This window comes from Streptomyces sp. NPDC091412, from assembly GCF_044756885.1.
Classification (GTDB): Bacteria; Actinomycetota; Actinomycetes; order Streptomycetales; family Streptomycetaceae; genus Streptomyces.
On record NZ_JBIVTV010000006.1, the window covers coordinates 112,018 to 125,760 of the forward strand.

13 protein-coding genes, 1 tRNA gene and 1 pseudogene are annotated in these 13,743 nt (G+C 70.3%); 6 read left to right on the forward strand and 9 right to left on the reverse strand.

Annotated features, from left to right (window positions below; genetic code table 11):
- Nucleotides 1-50 precede the first annotated feature (50 nt).
- Nucleotides 51-2,024 (forward strand): Stk1 family PASTA domain-containing Ser/Thr kinase, encoded by a 1,974-nt coding sequence (gene pknB, locus ACIQMV_RS17560; RefSeq protein WP_402593649.1) that lies wholly within the window; start codon nucleotides 51-53, stop codon nucleotides 2,022-2,024.
- Nucleotides 2,025-2,096: 72 nt separating this feature from the next.
- Here the strand turns inward: pknB and ACIQMV_RS17565 are convergent, their stop codons facing one another.
- The 5 genes and pseudogenes from ACIQMV_RS17565 to ACIQMV_RS17585 form a co-directional block, all read right to left on the reverse strand.
- A complete protein-coding gene (locus ACIQMV_RS17565; RefSeq protein ID WP_402593650.1) occupies nucleotides 2,097-2,870 on the reverse strand; it encodes a class E sortase in 774 nt (257 codons plus the stop codon).
- A gap of 14 nt (nucleotides 2,871-2,884) precedes the next feature.
- Complete coding sequence (locus ACIQMV_RS17570; protein ID WP_402593652.1) at nucleotides 2,885-4,045, reverse strand: class E sortase; 1,161 nt, start codon at nucleotides 4,043-4,045, stop codon at nucleotides 2,885-2,887.
- On the reverse strand, nucleotides 4,042-4,680 hold the full coding sequence (locus ACIQMV_RS17575; RefSeq protein ID WP_141359834.1) for an aminodeoxychorismate/anthranilate synthase component II: 639 nt from the start codon (nucleotides 4,678-4,680) through the stop codon (nucleotides 4,042-4,044). Before ACIQMV_RS17575 ends, ACIQMV_RS17570 begins: the two co-directional genes overlap by 4 nt.
- Nucleotides 4,677-4,873 (reverse strand): annotated as a pseudogene (locus tag ACIQMV_RS17580) (hypothetical protein). The gene ACIQMV_RS17575 and the pseudogene ACIQMV_RS17580 overlap by 4 nt, the downstream one beginning before the upstream one ends.
- A 230-nt stretch (nucleotides 4,874-5,103) precedes the next feature.
- Entirely contained in the window at nucleotides 5,104-5,880 is a 777-nt protein-coding gene (locus ACIQMV_RS17585) for a DUF881 domain-containing protein (protein ID WP_402593654.1), read from the reverse strand.
- Between the two features lie 140 nt (nucleotides 5,881-6,020).
- Here ACIQMV_RS17585 and crgA point away from each other — a divergent pair, with 140 nt between their 5' ends.
- Nucleotides 6,021-6,275 carry a cell division protein CrgA gene (gene crgA, locus ACIQMV_RS17590; protein WP_402593656.1) on the forward strand — a complete coding sequence of 85 codons (255 nt, stop codon included), beginning with the start codon at nucleotides 6,021-6,023 and terminating at the stop codon, nucleotides 6,273-6,275.
- 269 nt (nucleotides 6,276-6,544) lie between these two features.
- On the opposite strand, the gene ACIQMV_RS17595 is transcribed toward crgA, so the two are convergent.
- Both ACIQMV_RS17595 and ACIQMV_RS17600 read right to left on the reverse strand, forming a co-directional pair.
- Complete coding sequence (locus ACIQMV_RS17595; RefSeq protein ID WP_141359837.1) at nucleotides 6,545-7,468, reverse strand: rhomboid family intramembrane serine protease; 924 nt, start codon at nucleotides 7,466-7,468, stop codon at nucleotides 6,545-6,547.
- 131 nt (nucleotides 7,469-7,599) lie between these two features.
- Nucleotides 7,600-8,133 (reverse strand): peptidylprolyl isomerase, encoded by a 534-nt coding sequence (locus ACIQMV_RS17600; RefSeq protein ID WP_141359838.1) that lies wholly within the window; start codon nucleotides 8,131-8,133, stop codon nucleotides 7,600-7,602.
- A 372-nt stretch (nucleotides 8,134-8,505) separates the two neighbouring features.
- On the opposite strand from ACIQMV_RS17600, the gene ACIQMV_RS17605 reads away from it, so the two are divergent.
- Nucleotides 8,506-9,216 carry a DUF5324 family protein gene (locus ACIQMV_RS17605; RefSeq protein ID WP_141359839.1) on the forward strand — a complete coding sequence of 237 codons (711 nt, stop codon included), beginning with the start codon at nucleotides 8,506-8,508 and terminating at the stop codon, nucleotides 9,214-9,216.
- Nucleotides 9,217-9,352: 136 nt separating this feature from the next.
- Entirely contained in the window at nucleotides 9,353-9,619 is a 267-nt protein-coding gene (locus tag ACIQMV_RS17610; protein ID WP_141359840.1) for a hypothetical protein, read from the forward strand.
- Between the two features lie 151 nt (nucleotides 9,620-9,770).
- Here the strand turns inward: ACIQMV_RS17610 and ACIQMV_RS17615 are convergent.
- Nucleotides 9,771-9,843, reverse strand: a tRNA-Ala gene (locus tag ACIQMV_RS17615).
- A gap of 181 nt (nucleotides 9,844-10,024) precedes the next feature.
- Here ACIQMV_RS17615 and ACIQMV_RS17620 point away from each other — a divergent pair.
- Both ACIQMV_RS17620 and ACIQMV_RS17625 read left to right on the forward strand, forming a co-directional pair.
- Nucleotides 10,025-10,573 carry a helix-turn-helix domain-containing protein gene (locus ACIQMV_RS17620; RefSeq protein ID WP_402593659.1) on the forward strand — a complete coding sequence of 183 codons (549 nt, stop codon included), beginning with the start codon at nucleotides 10,025-10,027 and terminating at the stop codon, nucleotides 10,571-10,573.
- Nucleotides 10,574-10,647: 74 nt separating this feature from the next.
- The gene (locus tag ACIQMV_RS17625; protein WP_402593661.1) at nucleotides 10,648-12,279 is read left to right on the forward strand and encodes a serine/threonine-protein kinase; all 1,632 of its coding nucleotides are present in this window, start codon (nucleotides 10,648-10,650) and stop codon (nucleotides 12,277-12,279) included.
- Between the two features lie 103 nt (nucleotides 12,280-12,382).
- Here ACIQMV_RS17625 and ACIQMV_RS17630 read toward each other — a convergent pair whose 3' ends face one another.
- Nucleotides 12,383-13,720, reverse strand: coding sequence for a hypothetical protein (locus ACIQMV_RS17630; RefSeq protein ID WP_402593663.1), 1,338 nt, complete (start codon nucleotides 13,718-13,720; stop codon nucleotides 12,383-12,385).
- Nucleotides 13,721-13,743 lie beyond the last annotated feature (23 nt).

Consider the following 13,743-nt stretch of genomic DNA (forward strand, 5'->3'; position numbering starts at 1 on the left):
CGGCACAAGCGGTGCCGGTCGGGACCGACGGAGAGGGCTGGTAGGTAGCTATGGAAGAGCCGCGTCGCCTCGGCGGCCGGTACGAGCTGGGCCATGTGCTCGGCCGTGGTGGCATGGCGGAGGTGTACCTCGCACATGACACCCGGCTGGGACGCACCGTGGCGGTGAAGACGCTGCGCGCCGACCTGGCGCGCGACCCTTCCTTCCAGGCCCGGTTCCGCCGGGAGGCCCAGTCGGCCGCCTCGCTCAACCATCCCGCGATCGTCGCGGTCTACGACACGGGCGAGGACTACATCGACGGGGTCTCGATCCCGTACATCGTGATGGAGTACGTCGACGGCTCCACGCTCCGTGAACTGCTGCACAGCGGCCGCAAGCTGCTGCCCGAGCGGTCCATGGAGATGACCATCGGCATCCTCCAGGGCCTGGAGTACGCCCACCGCAGCGGCATCGTCCACCGCGACATCAAGCCGGCCAACGTCATGCTGACCCGCAACGGCCAGGTCAAGGTCATGGACTTCGGCATCGCCCGCGCCATGGGTGACTCCGGCATGACCATGACCCAGACCGCGGCCGTCATCGGCACCGCCCAGTACCTGTCTCCCGAGCAGGCCAAAGGCGAGCAGGTCGACGCGCGCTCGGACCTGTACTCGACGGGTTGCCTGCTCTACGAGCTGCTGACGGTCCGCCCGCCCTTCGTGGGCGACTCCCCGGTCGCGGTGGCCTACCAGCACGTCCGCGAGGAGGCGCAGCCGCCGAGCGTCTTCGACCCGGAGATCACGCCCGAGATGGACGCGATCGTGATGCGGGCGCTGGTCAAGGACCCCGACTACCGCTACCAGTCCGCCGACGAGATGCGCGCCGACATCGAGGCCTGCCTCGACGGCCAGCCGGTCGCGGCCACGGCGGCCATGGGCTCCGTCGGCTACGGCGCCTATCCCGACGACCAGCCGACCACCGCGCTGCGCCCCGACGCCGGCCCCGCGGCCGCGACGACGATGCTGCCGCCCATGAATCCGGACGACGGCGGCTTCGGCTACGACGACCGCCCCGACCGGCGCCGTCAGAAGAAGTCCAACACCTCGACGATCCTGCTGATCGTCGCCGGCCTTCTGGTCCTCGTCGGCGCGATCTTCATCGGCATGTACGCCTTCGGCGGGAAGGGCGCCAACAACGACACGGTGCCCGTGCCCAACTTCGTCGGCCAAACGAAGGTCGCCGCCGAGAAAATGGCCCTGAACGGCAGCGTCGAAGTGGCCTTCACCCAGGACACCTGCGAGGACCAGCCCAAGGGCAAGGTCTGCTCACAGGACCCCAAGGACGGCGAGGTCAAGAAGGGCGACACGGTCAACCTGGTGCTGTCCACCGGGGCGCCGAAGGTGACGGTTCCCGATGTCCGCGGCGTGACCTTCGAGAAGGCGCAGTCCCAACTGAAGGACAGGGGCTTCGCGGTCGAGAAGAAGACCCAGGAGTCCGACCAGACCCCCGACGTGGTCATCAGCCAGGACCCCGAGGGCGACACGGAGCTGGAGAAGGGCTCCACCATCACCCTCACGGTCGCCAAGCCGGTAGCGAAGTCGACGGTCCCTGATGTCACCAACGCGACCTGCGACGATGCCCTGGCCCGGATGCGGGAGAACAACCTCCAGGGCGAGTGCGTCGAAAGCCCCGTGAACGACCCCAATCAGGACAACAAGGTCATTTCAACCGTTCCGGGCCCCAACCAGTCGGTCGACAAGAACTCCAAGGTGACCATCAACATCGGCAAGCTCCAGCAGCAGAAGACACGGGTGCCGAAGGTTCAGGGCATGCGTCTGGGGGATGCCAAGCAGGTTCTGGCGCAGAACGGCTTCACCAACATCCAGTTCGCCGAGGGAAGCAGCCAGGACGACAACGCGTTTGTCGTCAGGCAGGACCCGAACGAGGGCCAAGAGGTCGACGACCCCAACACGCCGATCACGCTGACGACCTTCGGCGGCGGTGGCAACAACGGGAACGGCAACGGCGGCTTCTTCGGCGGCTGACCCCGCCCCTGACGCTCAGAGCCCCGGTTCCCCTCGCAGGAGGGGAACCGGGGCTCCGTCGTACCGATCACCTCACCGCAGTTCCGTCGGCGGAGTCCGCTTGGCATCCACCTTTTCCGTGCGGACCAGTTCGCCCCAGACCACGTAGCGGTAGCGCGAGGTGTACACCGGTGTGCAGGTCGTCAGGGTGATGTAGTGGCCGGGCTTCTTGACGCCCGACTCCTCGGGGACCGAGGACAGGACCTGGACGTTGTACTTCGACGTCTCGGGGAGGATGTCGTAGACCTTGTAGACGTACCACGTGTCCTTGGTCTCGAAGACGACCGGATCGCCCACCCGCACCTTGTCGATGTTGTGGAACTTCGCGCCGTGACCGTCCCGGTGGGCGGCGAGGGTGAAGTTGCCGGACTTGCCGGACGTCGGCAGGGTCGCCTTGGCGGGGTCCACGTAGTAACCGGCCACGCCGTCGTTCAGCACCTCGGCCGACGTGCCCTTCCTGATCAGGACCTCGCCGTTGTGCATGGACGGCACGTGCAGGAAGCCGATGCCGTCCTTGGTGTCCAGCGCTCCGGGGCCACCCTCCACGGACTGGGCCCACTCGTCGCGGACCTTGCCGCCCTCCTGGCCGGCCTTGCGGTCCGCCAGGACGTTCGTCCACCACAGGGAGTAGACGACGAACAGGCCGAGGACCAGACCCGCCGTGATGAGGAGTTCACCGAAGACGCTGACGGCGAGGGCCAGCGGGCCGGTACCCCGGCGGCGCCGCGCCCGGCCGGGGCCCGACGCGTCACCGTGCCCTTCGCGGCCGTCGGTGTGCCCTGCCGTGTCGTCCGTGGTCGCTGCCACTGTTCTTCCGCCCTTTAACTGACGAGCGCATCCGGCTTGCCCTTGCTGCGCGGCCGTTCCTCGACCATCTTGCCCCAGACGATCATCCGGTACTTGCTGGTGAACTCCGGTGTGCAGGTGGTCAGCGTGATGTAGCGGCCGGGCCCGGTGAAGCCCGATCCCTTCGGGACGGGATCGAGGACACTGATGTTGGCCGGCGAGGTCACCGGCAGAATCGACGCCATCTTGTAGACGAAGTACGTGTCCTGCGTCTCCACGACGATCGCGTCGCCCGGCGAGAGCTTGTTGATGTAGCGGAACGGCTCACCGTGCGTGTTGCGGTGGCCCGCGAGCCCGAAGTTGCCCGACTTCGCGTCCGGCATCGCCGTGTTGAGGTCGCCCTGCCCGTAGTGCCCGACCATGCCCTTGTCCAGCACCTTCGGCTTGCTGGTGCCCTCCGCGATGGGCACCACCACGTCCAGCTTCGGGATGTGCAGGAGGGCGAATCCCTGCCCCGGCTCGAACGTCCCGGGGTTGCGCTTGCCGCTCGCCCAGTCGTCCTGCAACTGGTGCGCCTCACTGCCCGCCTGCGCGTGCGCCCGGACGTTCGTCCACCACAACTGGTAGGTGACGAAGAGCAGCATCACCACACCGGTGGTGATGAACATCTCGCCGATGACCCGGCTGGCGATCACGGCCGGGCTCGCCCGGCGTGCCCGCGCCTGCCGGCGCGCCTCCACGCGGGACAGCGGCGCGGACGCCCGGTCGGCCGGGCCGTCCTCCTCCGAGGGCGCGCCCGCCTCGGCCCCAGCACGGCCGTGACGGCGCCTGGCGGCCTTTCTGCGGGCCGCGCGCCCACCCGGTGGGGGTGCGGGGGCCCGCACGGCGGAAGACGCGTCAGGCGGCGGATCCGGGATCCGCAGCGCCATCGTCTCGTCGTCGACGGGGGGCAGATGGGCCGTCGCGTCACCCGCGGGCCCGTACGGCACCCCCGCAGCGCTCTGCTGAGGCTCCGCGTGCTGCTGGGGCGCGCTCTGCTGGGGCGCCGCCCCGGGAGAGCCGTAGGACGCCGCGTAGGGGTCCTGGGGCGTGCCCTGCGCCCCGCCGCCGTACCACTCCTCGAACGCGTCCGGCCCCCCGTACGACTGCTGCCCGTACGAGGTGTCCGTCTCGCGCTCGGGGCGCAGCGCGGTCACGCCGTGGCCCTGCCCACCACCGGGGCGAGCCCCGCCGACCTCGCCACGGCCTCCTTGTCGCCGCACTCCGCCAGCCAGTTGGCCAGCATCCGGTGCCCGTGCTCGGTCAGCACCGACTCGGGATGGAACTGCACGCCCTCGACGGGAAGTTCACGGTGCCGCAGGCCCATGATGATGCCGTCGTGCGTGCGCGCCGTGACCACCAACTCGTCGGGCACGGTCGCCGGCTCGGCGGCCAGGGAGTGGTAGCGGGTCGCCGTGAAGGGGGAGGGCAGGCCCGCGAAGACGCCCGTGCCCTCGTGCTCCACCAGCGAGGTCTTGCCGTGCAGCAGCTCGGGCGCGCGGTCCACCACGCCGCCGTAGGCCACCTGCATCGACTGCATGCCCAGGCACACGCCGAAGACGGGAACGCCGGTCGCGGCGCAGTGCCGGACCATCTCCACGCAGATGCCGGCCTGCTCGGGCGTGCCCGGCCCCGGCGAGAGCAGCACGCCGTCGAAGCCGTCCTGCGCGTGCGCCGTCGACACCTCGTCGTTGCGCAGCACCTCGCACTCGGCCCCCAGCTGGTACAGGTACTGGACCAGGTTGAAGACGAAGCTGTCGTAGTTGTCGACGACGAGAATCCGCGCACTCACTGGTTGTCCACCGTCACATCGTTGAAGGGAAGCAGCGGTTCGGCCCACGGGAAGACGTACTGGAACAGGGCGTAGACCACGGCCAGGACCAGCACCAGTGAGATCAGCGCCTTCACCCACGCGTTCCCCGGCAGATGCCGCCAGATCCAGCCGTACATGCCGTCCCTTCCGTCTCCCACGGCACCAGATTCACGCCGTGCGCCACCAGACTAACGGCGCGGCGCCCGAGGTTTCCCGGCCTCCGCCAGCTGTGCGAAAACCGCGTGCGACCGGACGTACGTGGCACAGCGTCGATCACCTCAACGATCGCGGACACGGTTTTGTACGGCCCTTTGTCGATCCGATACGCGAATCAGGCCGTTCCGATCACCAGTACGGGGCCGGGGCGCCCGCACCGGGGTGCCGGCGCCCTGGCGTCCGTGCCTACTTCACGGGCTGCGCGTGGTGCAGGTCCACCGTGCCGGAGTAGCCGGGCAGCGTCACCGTTCCGTCGTCGGTGACCTTCCAGCCGAGGCCGTAGACGTTGACGTACACCATGTAGTTCTGGATCGCCGGGGAGCCCGCGAGCGCCTTCTGGAGCTTCCCCGGATCACCGACCGCCGTGATCTTGTACGGCGGCGAGTAGACGCGGCCCTGGAGGATCAGCGTGTTGCCCACGCAGCGCACCGCGCTGGTGGAGATCAGCCGCTGGTCCATCACCTTGATGCCCTGGGCGCCGCCCTTCCACAGCGCGTTGACCACGGCCTGAAGGTCCTGCTGGTGGATCACCAGGTAGTCGGGCTGCGGCTCGGGGTAGCCGGGGAGCTTCGCGGTGGCGTCGGGCGGGGCGTCGTCGAGCGTGACCGTGATCGCCTTGCCCGTGAGCTTCTGGGTGCCCGCGCTCTTCTCCAGGCCGGTCAGCCTGCCGTCCTGGGGCTTGCCGCCGTCGTCGCGCGCGGCGAGGGACTCGATGTCGGCGCGCAGGGCGGCGTTGGACTCGTCCAGCTCCTTGTTCTTCCGGCTGCGCTCCTGGACGAGGTCGGACAGCTTCAGAAGGGACGCGTCCGTGCGGATGTTGGTGCCCTTGGCCGTGTTGAAACTGGTGAAGAAGATCAACCCGGCGAGTGCGAAGACGGCCACGGTCATGATCCGCACGGGCCTCGGGCGGCGCGTGCGGTCCGGGCCGGCACCCGTCCCCGGGAAGTCGGCAGAATTGCTCAACGTACCCTTATCTCCTTCGGCGCCGCGGAAGCACTACGCTAACGGACGTCCGGGGGAGTGCTCAGTGTGCCCTTGTACGCTGCTCCGGAGCCAGCCCAGTTCCCTGCGCGGCCACCAGCGCATCGACAGGAGAGACCCTCGTGCCGAAGTCACGTATCCGCAAGAAGGCCGACTACACGCCACCGCCGGCCAAGCAGGCCACGAGTATCAAGCTCGAGGGCCGCGGCTGGGTGGCGCCCGTCATGCTGGCGCTCTTCCTCATCGGCCTGGCCTGGATCGTCGTCTTCTATGTGACCGACGGCTCCCTGCCCATCCACGCCCTGGGCAACGTGAACATCGTCGTGGGCTTCGGCTTCATCGCGGCCGGATTCGCCGTCTCCACGCAGTGGAAGTGACGTCGGCCTCCCGGTGAACACAGCTCTGCCCACGGGTATCCGCTGAGTTATCCACAGGCCGGAGGAATTTCCACATGCGGCCTGGGGAAAACGCTGATGATCTGTGGATAACCAGTGCGCCGTTGACACCGGTACGACTGTCACAGCGCTCATCCAAAGTACGCACGCCCCCTGCCTGACCTGCGACAACACAAGTCGATGGCAGGGGGCACACGTGTTCCCGCACGCTATGCACAAGATCGGACACCAACTGTGGACAACAGGCGCTCTCAGGTGAGCTGAACCGTTCTGAGCAGCGTCAACACGACGACGACCACCAGCACCAGCGCACAGGTGCCGTACTGCACCAGGTCCCGTCGCTCACGCGGGGCGTGCACCATCGCGTACCCCACCACCACACCGGCGACCAGACCGCCGATGTGCGCCTGCCAGGCGATGCCGCTCCAGCTGAAGGTGAAGATCAGGTTGATCACCAGCAGGACGATGATCGGCCGCATGTCGTAGTTGAGCCGGCGCATCAGCACCGCGGTGGCGCCGAACAGTCCGAAGATGGCGCCCGAGGCGCCGAGCGTGGCCTGACTGGGCGAGGCCAGCAGGTACGTCAGCGCTCCGCCCGCGAGCCCGGAGACGAAGTAGAGCGACAGATAGCGCAGCCTGCCCAGGGCCGCCTCCAGGGGGCCGCCCAGCCACCACAGGCTCAGCATGTTGAAGCCGATGTGCCAGATCTCCTGGTGCGTGAACATCGAGGTCACCAGGCGGTACCACTCGCCGTCCGCGACACCCGCGGTGGGGGTGAAGGGAGCCGGCGGCCAGGCACCGATCAGGACCAGGTCGCCCAGGAGCGACGAGTCGGCGCTGACCGCGATGAACACCGCGATGTTGATCCCGATGAGGATCTTGGTGAGCAGGCGGGGGTCGGCTGTCATGGTGCCGCCGGCCAGCGTGCGGGGCCGCGACGCCGCGGGCGGGTGGCCGGTGCCGGAGCCGCCGCGGACGCAGTCCGGGCACTGGAAGCCCACCGAGGCGTCGACCATGCACTCGGGACAGATCGCCCGGTCGCAGCGGGCGCAGCGGATACCGGTCTCGCGGCCCGGATGGCGATAGCAGGTGGGCAGGCGGTGGGCATCCGGCGGGCCGTGGTCCGCCGGGTCCTGGCCCGCCGGGCCCTGCGGGCTGCCTGGTGCCTGGTCCATGGGGTTCCCCTCGATTCGTCCTGCGCGGAGCACGGCTGCGGCTGCTCGCTGGCAATGCACCGCCCCGCCCATCCTTACGGACAAGCGGGGCGTTTGGTTCCCTGGGGGAGGTGTCGGGACGGGCCCTTCACTCAGCCTTCGCGGGTCTCGACGACGACCGACTCGATGACGACGTCGTTGAGCGGGCGGTCGGTGCGCGGGTTGGTCTGCGCGGTCGCGATGGAGTCCACGACCTTCTGGCTGGCCGCGCCGGTGACCTCGCCGAAGATGGTGTGCTTGCGGTTCAGCCAGGACGTCGGGGCGACGGTGATGAAGAACTGCGAGCCGTTGGTGCCCGGGCCCGCGTTGGCCATCGCCAGCAGGTAGGGCTTGTCGAAGGAGAGGTCCGGGTGGAACTCGTCCTTGAACTGGTAGCCGGGACCGCCGGTGCCGTTGCCCAGCGGGTCACCGCCCTGGATCATGAAACCGCTGATCACCCGGTGGAAGACCGTGCCGTCGTAGAGCTTCGCCGAGGACTTCTCTCCGGTGGCGGGGTGGGTCCACTCGCGCTCGCCCTGGGCGAGTTCGACAAAGTTCCGGACCGTCTCGGGAGCGTGGTTCGGCAGGAGCCGGACCTCGATGTCGCCGTGGTTGGTCTTCAGGGTGGCGTAGAGCTGCTCAGCCACGATCTGCCTTCCGTTGTCTTCCTGTGACTCCCCGATCCTCGCACGGCCCGCGCCGTGCGTCGCCCAGCGGTCGCTTCCCGGGGGAGATCCGCCGGATTCGGTTGCGGAAAACCGGGCGAGTCCTCCCGGACGGGAGCGCGGCACGGCGATCCGTGGCATTGTCGACGACAAGCTCCTGTTGCTCCGTATTCATCCCCTATCGCACGTGATCGTCTCCCGGCGGACTCCCGATCGGCAGGGCCACCGCGGTGACCGCGGTCGTCACCCGTGACCCGGATGCCCGTTCGCACATGCCGCCGGGCCCGTTGGCAGGCATGATCCGTAAAAGGGTGGAAAGTCGAATTACCGTACGCCACCGAGGAGGAGGAACCCGTGACCCGCATCGACAGCGTGCGCGCCGCGACCGGCTCGGCGAGGGACAGCGTGCTGCACGCCGCGGAAGTGGTGGCGCCCTACGCCGACACGGCCAGGGAAAGGGCCGCGCACTACGCACACGAGGCACGCGTACGGCTCGCGCCGAAGGTGACGCTGGCCGCCGACCAGGCCCGCGTCCAGTACGGCGCCCATGTCGCACCCCGGCTGGAGCAAGCCCGTACGCAGGCCATGGCCCATGTGCCGCCCAAGGTCGACCAGGCCGCCCAGGAGGCCGCCGAGCGGACGCGCCGGGCCGCGCGGCAGGCCGCCGAGTACTCCCGGCCGCGGATCGAGCAGGCGATGGCCGTGGCGGGGCCGGTCGCGGACGAGGCCGCCGCGCGCGGTGCCGCCGCGCTGGTGGCGCTGCGCGGTCAGGTCCCGGCCCGGAAGATCCAGAAGCTGGCCCGCACACAGCAGCGGCGGGCGCGGGCCGGGCGCGTCGTGAAGCTGCTCGCGCTGGCGGGCACGCTCGCCGGCGGTGCCTTCGCCGCCTGGAAGTGGTGGGACAAGCAGGCCAACCCCGACTGGCTGGTGGAACCGCCGGCCGCGACCGAGGTACCCGATTCGGGCCGGCTGACGTCCGTGGACGGCACCGGCCAGTCCGTGCTGGACCCCGAGGTCCAGGCGAAGGAGGCCGAGGAAGCGGCGGACCGCGACGAACAGGGCTGACCGCCGGCGACGGAAGAGCCCGCCCGACCGCTGTTTCCACAGGTCAGGCGGGCTTTTGTCGCGTGCACGTGGTTCCCGGTCCGCGAGCGGGTAGGTTGAGGTTGCCTGAGGCACCAACAGGGATCGAAGGGGGACCATGCTCGACGGAATCACGGCACCCATGGCCATCGGCGTCATGGTGGCGTTGGCAGTCGTCGGCGACCGTGCCTCGAAAAAGCGCAAGAAGGCTTTCTGGGAGCGCTATGGGTCCTTCGAAGGGTTCCGGAGCCAGGTCGACGAGGAGAAGATCCAGCGGGTGCGCAGGGAACAGGGCGATGTCGTCGCCATCAAGGTGGTACGGCAGACCTACCCGTACGTCCCGCTCCTCCTCGCGAAGCGCTACGTGGAGGAACTCCCGGCGTAGCCGAGGGACCCCTGCCCGGAGGTGTCGGGGCGCGCTCCGAAGGCGGACGGACAAACGCGCACACGCCGACGGCCTGCCCGGGCGCACCGCGTGCGGCACGAAAAACGCCCCCTGACACTGCGTCTCCGCAGGTCAGAGGGCATTTCACCGGTGGAGCCTAGGGGAGTCGAACCCCTGACATCTGCCATGCAAAGACAGCGCTCTACCAACTGAGCTAAGGCCCCGGACGACAGCATCCGGCCGGAAGATCCGCTCACCGGTCGGTGCCGCAGACCAGAGTACCGGGTGACCCCCCGGATCTCGCAAAAAGATGGGGGCTCCCCGCGGCCGACCACTCTCCGTAAGATGCTCCGCGTGGTTCGCTACAGCGAACCGCAGTACTTGGGGCAGCGATGGGGAGACGCAATGGACGCCGCACAGCAGGAAGCCACCGCAAGAGCGCGGGAACTGCAGCGGAACTGGTACGGGGAGCCGTTGGGGGCGCTCTTCCGCAAGCTCATAGACGACCTCGGGCTCAACCAGGCCCGACTGGCGGGGGTACTGGGACTGTCCGCCCCGATGCTGTCGCAGCTGATGAGCGGCCAGCGCGCGAAGATCGGCAACCCTGCGGTGGTCCAGCGGGTGCAGCTGCTCCAGGACCTGGCGGGCCAGGTGGCGGACGGCAGCGTCAGCGCGGCCGAGGCGACCGAGCGCATGGAGGAGATCAAGCGGTCGCAGGGCGGCTCGGTGCTCAACAACACCACGCAGACGACGAGCACTTCAGGGGCGCCGACGGTCAAGCGGGTGGTCCGCGAGATCCAGTCGCTGCTCCGCTCGGTCGCGGCGGCCGGTGACATCATCGATGCCGCGAACACCCTCGCCCCGACCCACCCCGAACTGGCGGAATTCCTCCGGGTGTACGGCGCCGGCCGCACCTCGGACGCGGTCACGCACTACCAGTCCCACCAGAACTGACGCCGCGGGGGTCATATCGCGCGTCGAGGGGGATGCGAGGGGGGCAACCGCAGGGGGAGGAGCGACGCACAGCCATGGGTGAGGTCTTCGCCGGCCGGTACGAGCTGGCCGACCCGGTCGGACGCGGGGGAGTCGGCGCGGTCTGGCGGGCCTGGGACCACCGCCGTCGCCGGTACGTGGCCGCCAAGGTCCTCCAGCAGCGCGACGCGCACTCGCTGCTGCGCTTCGTGCGGGAGCAGGCGCTGCGGATCGATCACCCCCATGTGCTCGCACCGGCCAGCTGGGCCGCCGACGACGACAAGGTCCTGTTCACGATGGATCTGGTGGCCGGCGGCTCGCTCGTCCACCTGGTCGGGGACTACGGCCCGCTGCCCCCGGCGTTCGTCCGCGCCCTGCTCGACCAGTTGCTCTCCGGCCTCGCCGCGGTGCACGCGGAAGGTGTCGTGCACCGCGACATCAAGCCCGCGAACATCCTGCTGGAGGCCACCGGGACCGGCCGGCCCAGGCTGCGGCTGTCGGACTTCGGCATCGCGATGCGGCTGGGCGAACCGCGGCTGACGGAGACCAACCTGGTGGTGGGGACACCGGGTTACCTCGCTCCCGAGCAGATGATGGGCGCCGAACCGGACTTCCCCGCCGACCTGTTCGCTACCGGTCTGGTCGCCCTCTATCTGCTCCAGGGCGCCAAGCCGGACGCCAGGGCACTCGTGGAGTACTTCGCGGAGCACGGAACTCCCGGTGCGCCCCAGGGTGTTCCCGAGCCGCTGTGGCAGGTCGTGGCCACTCTGCTGCAACCCGATCCGCAGGCCAGGTTCCGCACCGCGACGGGTGCGCGCAAGGCCCTCGCCGCGTGCGCCGAGCTGCTGCCGGAGCCGGGCCCCGACGACGAGCTGATCGAGATCTTCGACCAACTCGGCCCGCTGCCACCGGGGTTCGGGCCCGAGGGACCGCTCACCCGGAGCCCTGGGGTGACGGTCGGGCGTACGGCCGCGTCCGCCTCCGCCTCCTCCGGTTCGGCCACCGGGTCTGTGGTTCCCGATACCGGGGCCGGTACCGCCGCTTCCGGTACCGGCTCCGTGGCTTCGGGTTCTGGTACCGCTTCCGGTACCGGGGGTGTGCCGGACCCGCGCCTCGATCCACGGGAGGGGACCGGGTCGGCTCCGAGGACGGACGGCAGCGGCTCGTCGACCGGACCACCCCAGCCCTCCACCATGTCCGACACGGGCAGCTTCCACCTGCCGCCGCCCCGGACCGCCGCCCCGGAGCGGGACGTCCCACGGCACCGGGCCGCTCCCCCACAGGCTGTTCCACCCCCCACCGCGCCCCCGCAAGCCGTCCCCCGGGCACCGGCAGCCCCGCCCTCCGGCGACGTGCCGCTCGAACCCGCGGTCCGGCCCGCGACCCAACCCCCGGTCCAGCCTCCGCTCCAGCCCGCGGTCCAACCCGCGGCCCAGCCCGTGGTCCACGTCTCCCCTCACGACCCCACCCATGTGCTGTCCTCCCCCGATCCACGGCAGCGTGCTGATGTCTCTACTGCTTCGTACACCGCCCAGTCCCCGCAGGTTCCCGTTCCAGGGCGGGGAATCTCACGCCACCGCGCCGGGCGCCCGCGCCGCCCGGGCCCACCCGCGACAGTGGCGGTCCCGCTCCTGCTCCTCGCGCTGGCCTGCTACGCAGTCGGCTTCTGGGCACTGAGCCGTCTGTGAGACCCCGCCGGGCCGATCCCGGCCGGGTCCCGGTCCCCCTATTCCCTCCCGCCCCTCCCCTCACTTTCCAGTCCCTCCCACCCCTCCCGTCCCTCCCGCCGCCCTACCGGGCTTCGGCCCTGCGCCGGGCAAGCACGGTCCACACCCCGAGGACGGCCAGCACGACCGTTCCCGCGCCGATCCCGCCGACGGCGAGCGCCCGGAGTGCCGCGGAGCCGTCCGCCGCCCCGGCCGGGGTCGCAGCGGCCCGGTCGTGGGCGGTGACCTCGAAGATCCGGCCGGGCTCGGACCGGCCCGCGTAGTCCGGCCCCGGCTGTGCCGTGCCGTCCACCCGCACACGCAGGATCAGTCCGTAGGGCCCCTCGCCGAAGGAGTCGGCGGTCTGGGCGGCGAGGTGCACGACCAGGTAGTGGAGGCCGGCGAACCGCATCCCCTTGACCTGGTCGGCGAAGCCGTGACGGTTGGCGTGGTCGACGGGCGGCAGGGGAGCGAGGGTGGCGGACGTCTGCCGGCCGGTGTATCCGGCGTACGCCTCCTCGACGTATCCGCGTCCCGGGTTGTAGAGCGACAGGGTCAGCGCTCCGCTCACGTAGCCGCTGCCACCGCTGGAACTGCCCAGCTCGACGATGGCGTTCGGCTGCTGTCCCCAGTCGACCGGGACCTTGTAGAAGAGCGTCTGGCCGGGCCGGATCCGGGTCCGCCACACGCCTTGCCCGACCGTGCTCGCCGCGGCGAACCCGGCGCCGCCGGCCCGTTCGACCGCCTGGCCGGTGACCGGTTCGGGCGAGGCGGAGTTCCAGGCCTCGGGCGCGCTGGTGGCCCCGGTGCGTTTCAGCGGCGGTTCCGAGAAGGCGGCGAGCTCCAGGGGCCAGGCGTCGGACGAGGATCCCTTGGCGCCGACGCGTTCGACGAGCACGTAGTACGCCCCGGCGCCCTGGCACAGGCTGCGCCCGGAGGGGACCTCGCGCGCGCCCCACGCGGCGATGGGGTGCGGACTGCGGCTCGGGCCGAAGCGAACAGCCTGCGAGGAGCAGGGGGTGCCCTGGGCGCTCTGCACCGAGATCCTGAGGCCGTCGGTGGCGGCGACCGTGGTGCCGGGTCCGGGCACCGCCGTGACGGAGACGTAGGCGGTGGAGGTGGCGTCCAGGTCGAGGCGGTAGTAGAGCTTGCCGCTGCCCGGCAGGGAACTCCTGTAGGTGTGGCCGGGCTCGAGGCGTGCGGCGTCCGTGGTGCTCGCGGCTCCGGTGACGGACCGGGCGCCTTCGGTGAAGGCGTACGGGTCCGGTTCACCGGCCGCGAACGCGCGCGGGCCGGGGACGGCCGCCGCGAGGCACAGCGCCGCCGCGGCCGCGCCCAGGCGCCCGGCGAGCTTGTGCGAGGGATGCCGGTCGCGCCGGAGGCGCCCTGTCCTCGCCTGCCGTCCCGCCCCACGCCGTACCATGCCGCGCCACCCCTCGCGTTCCA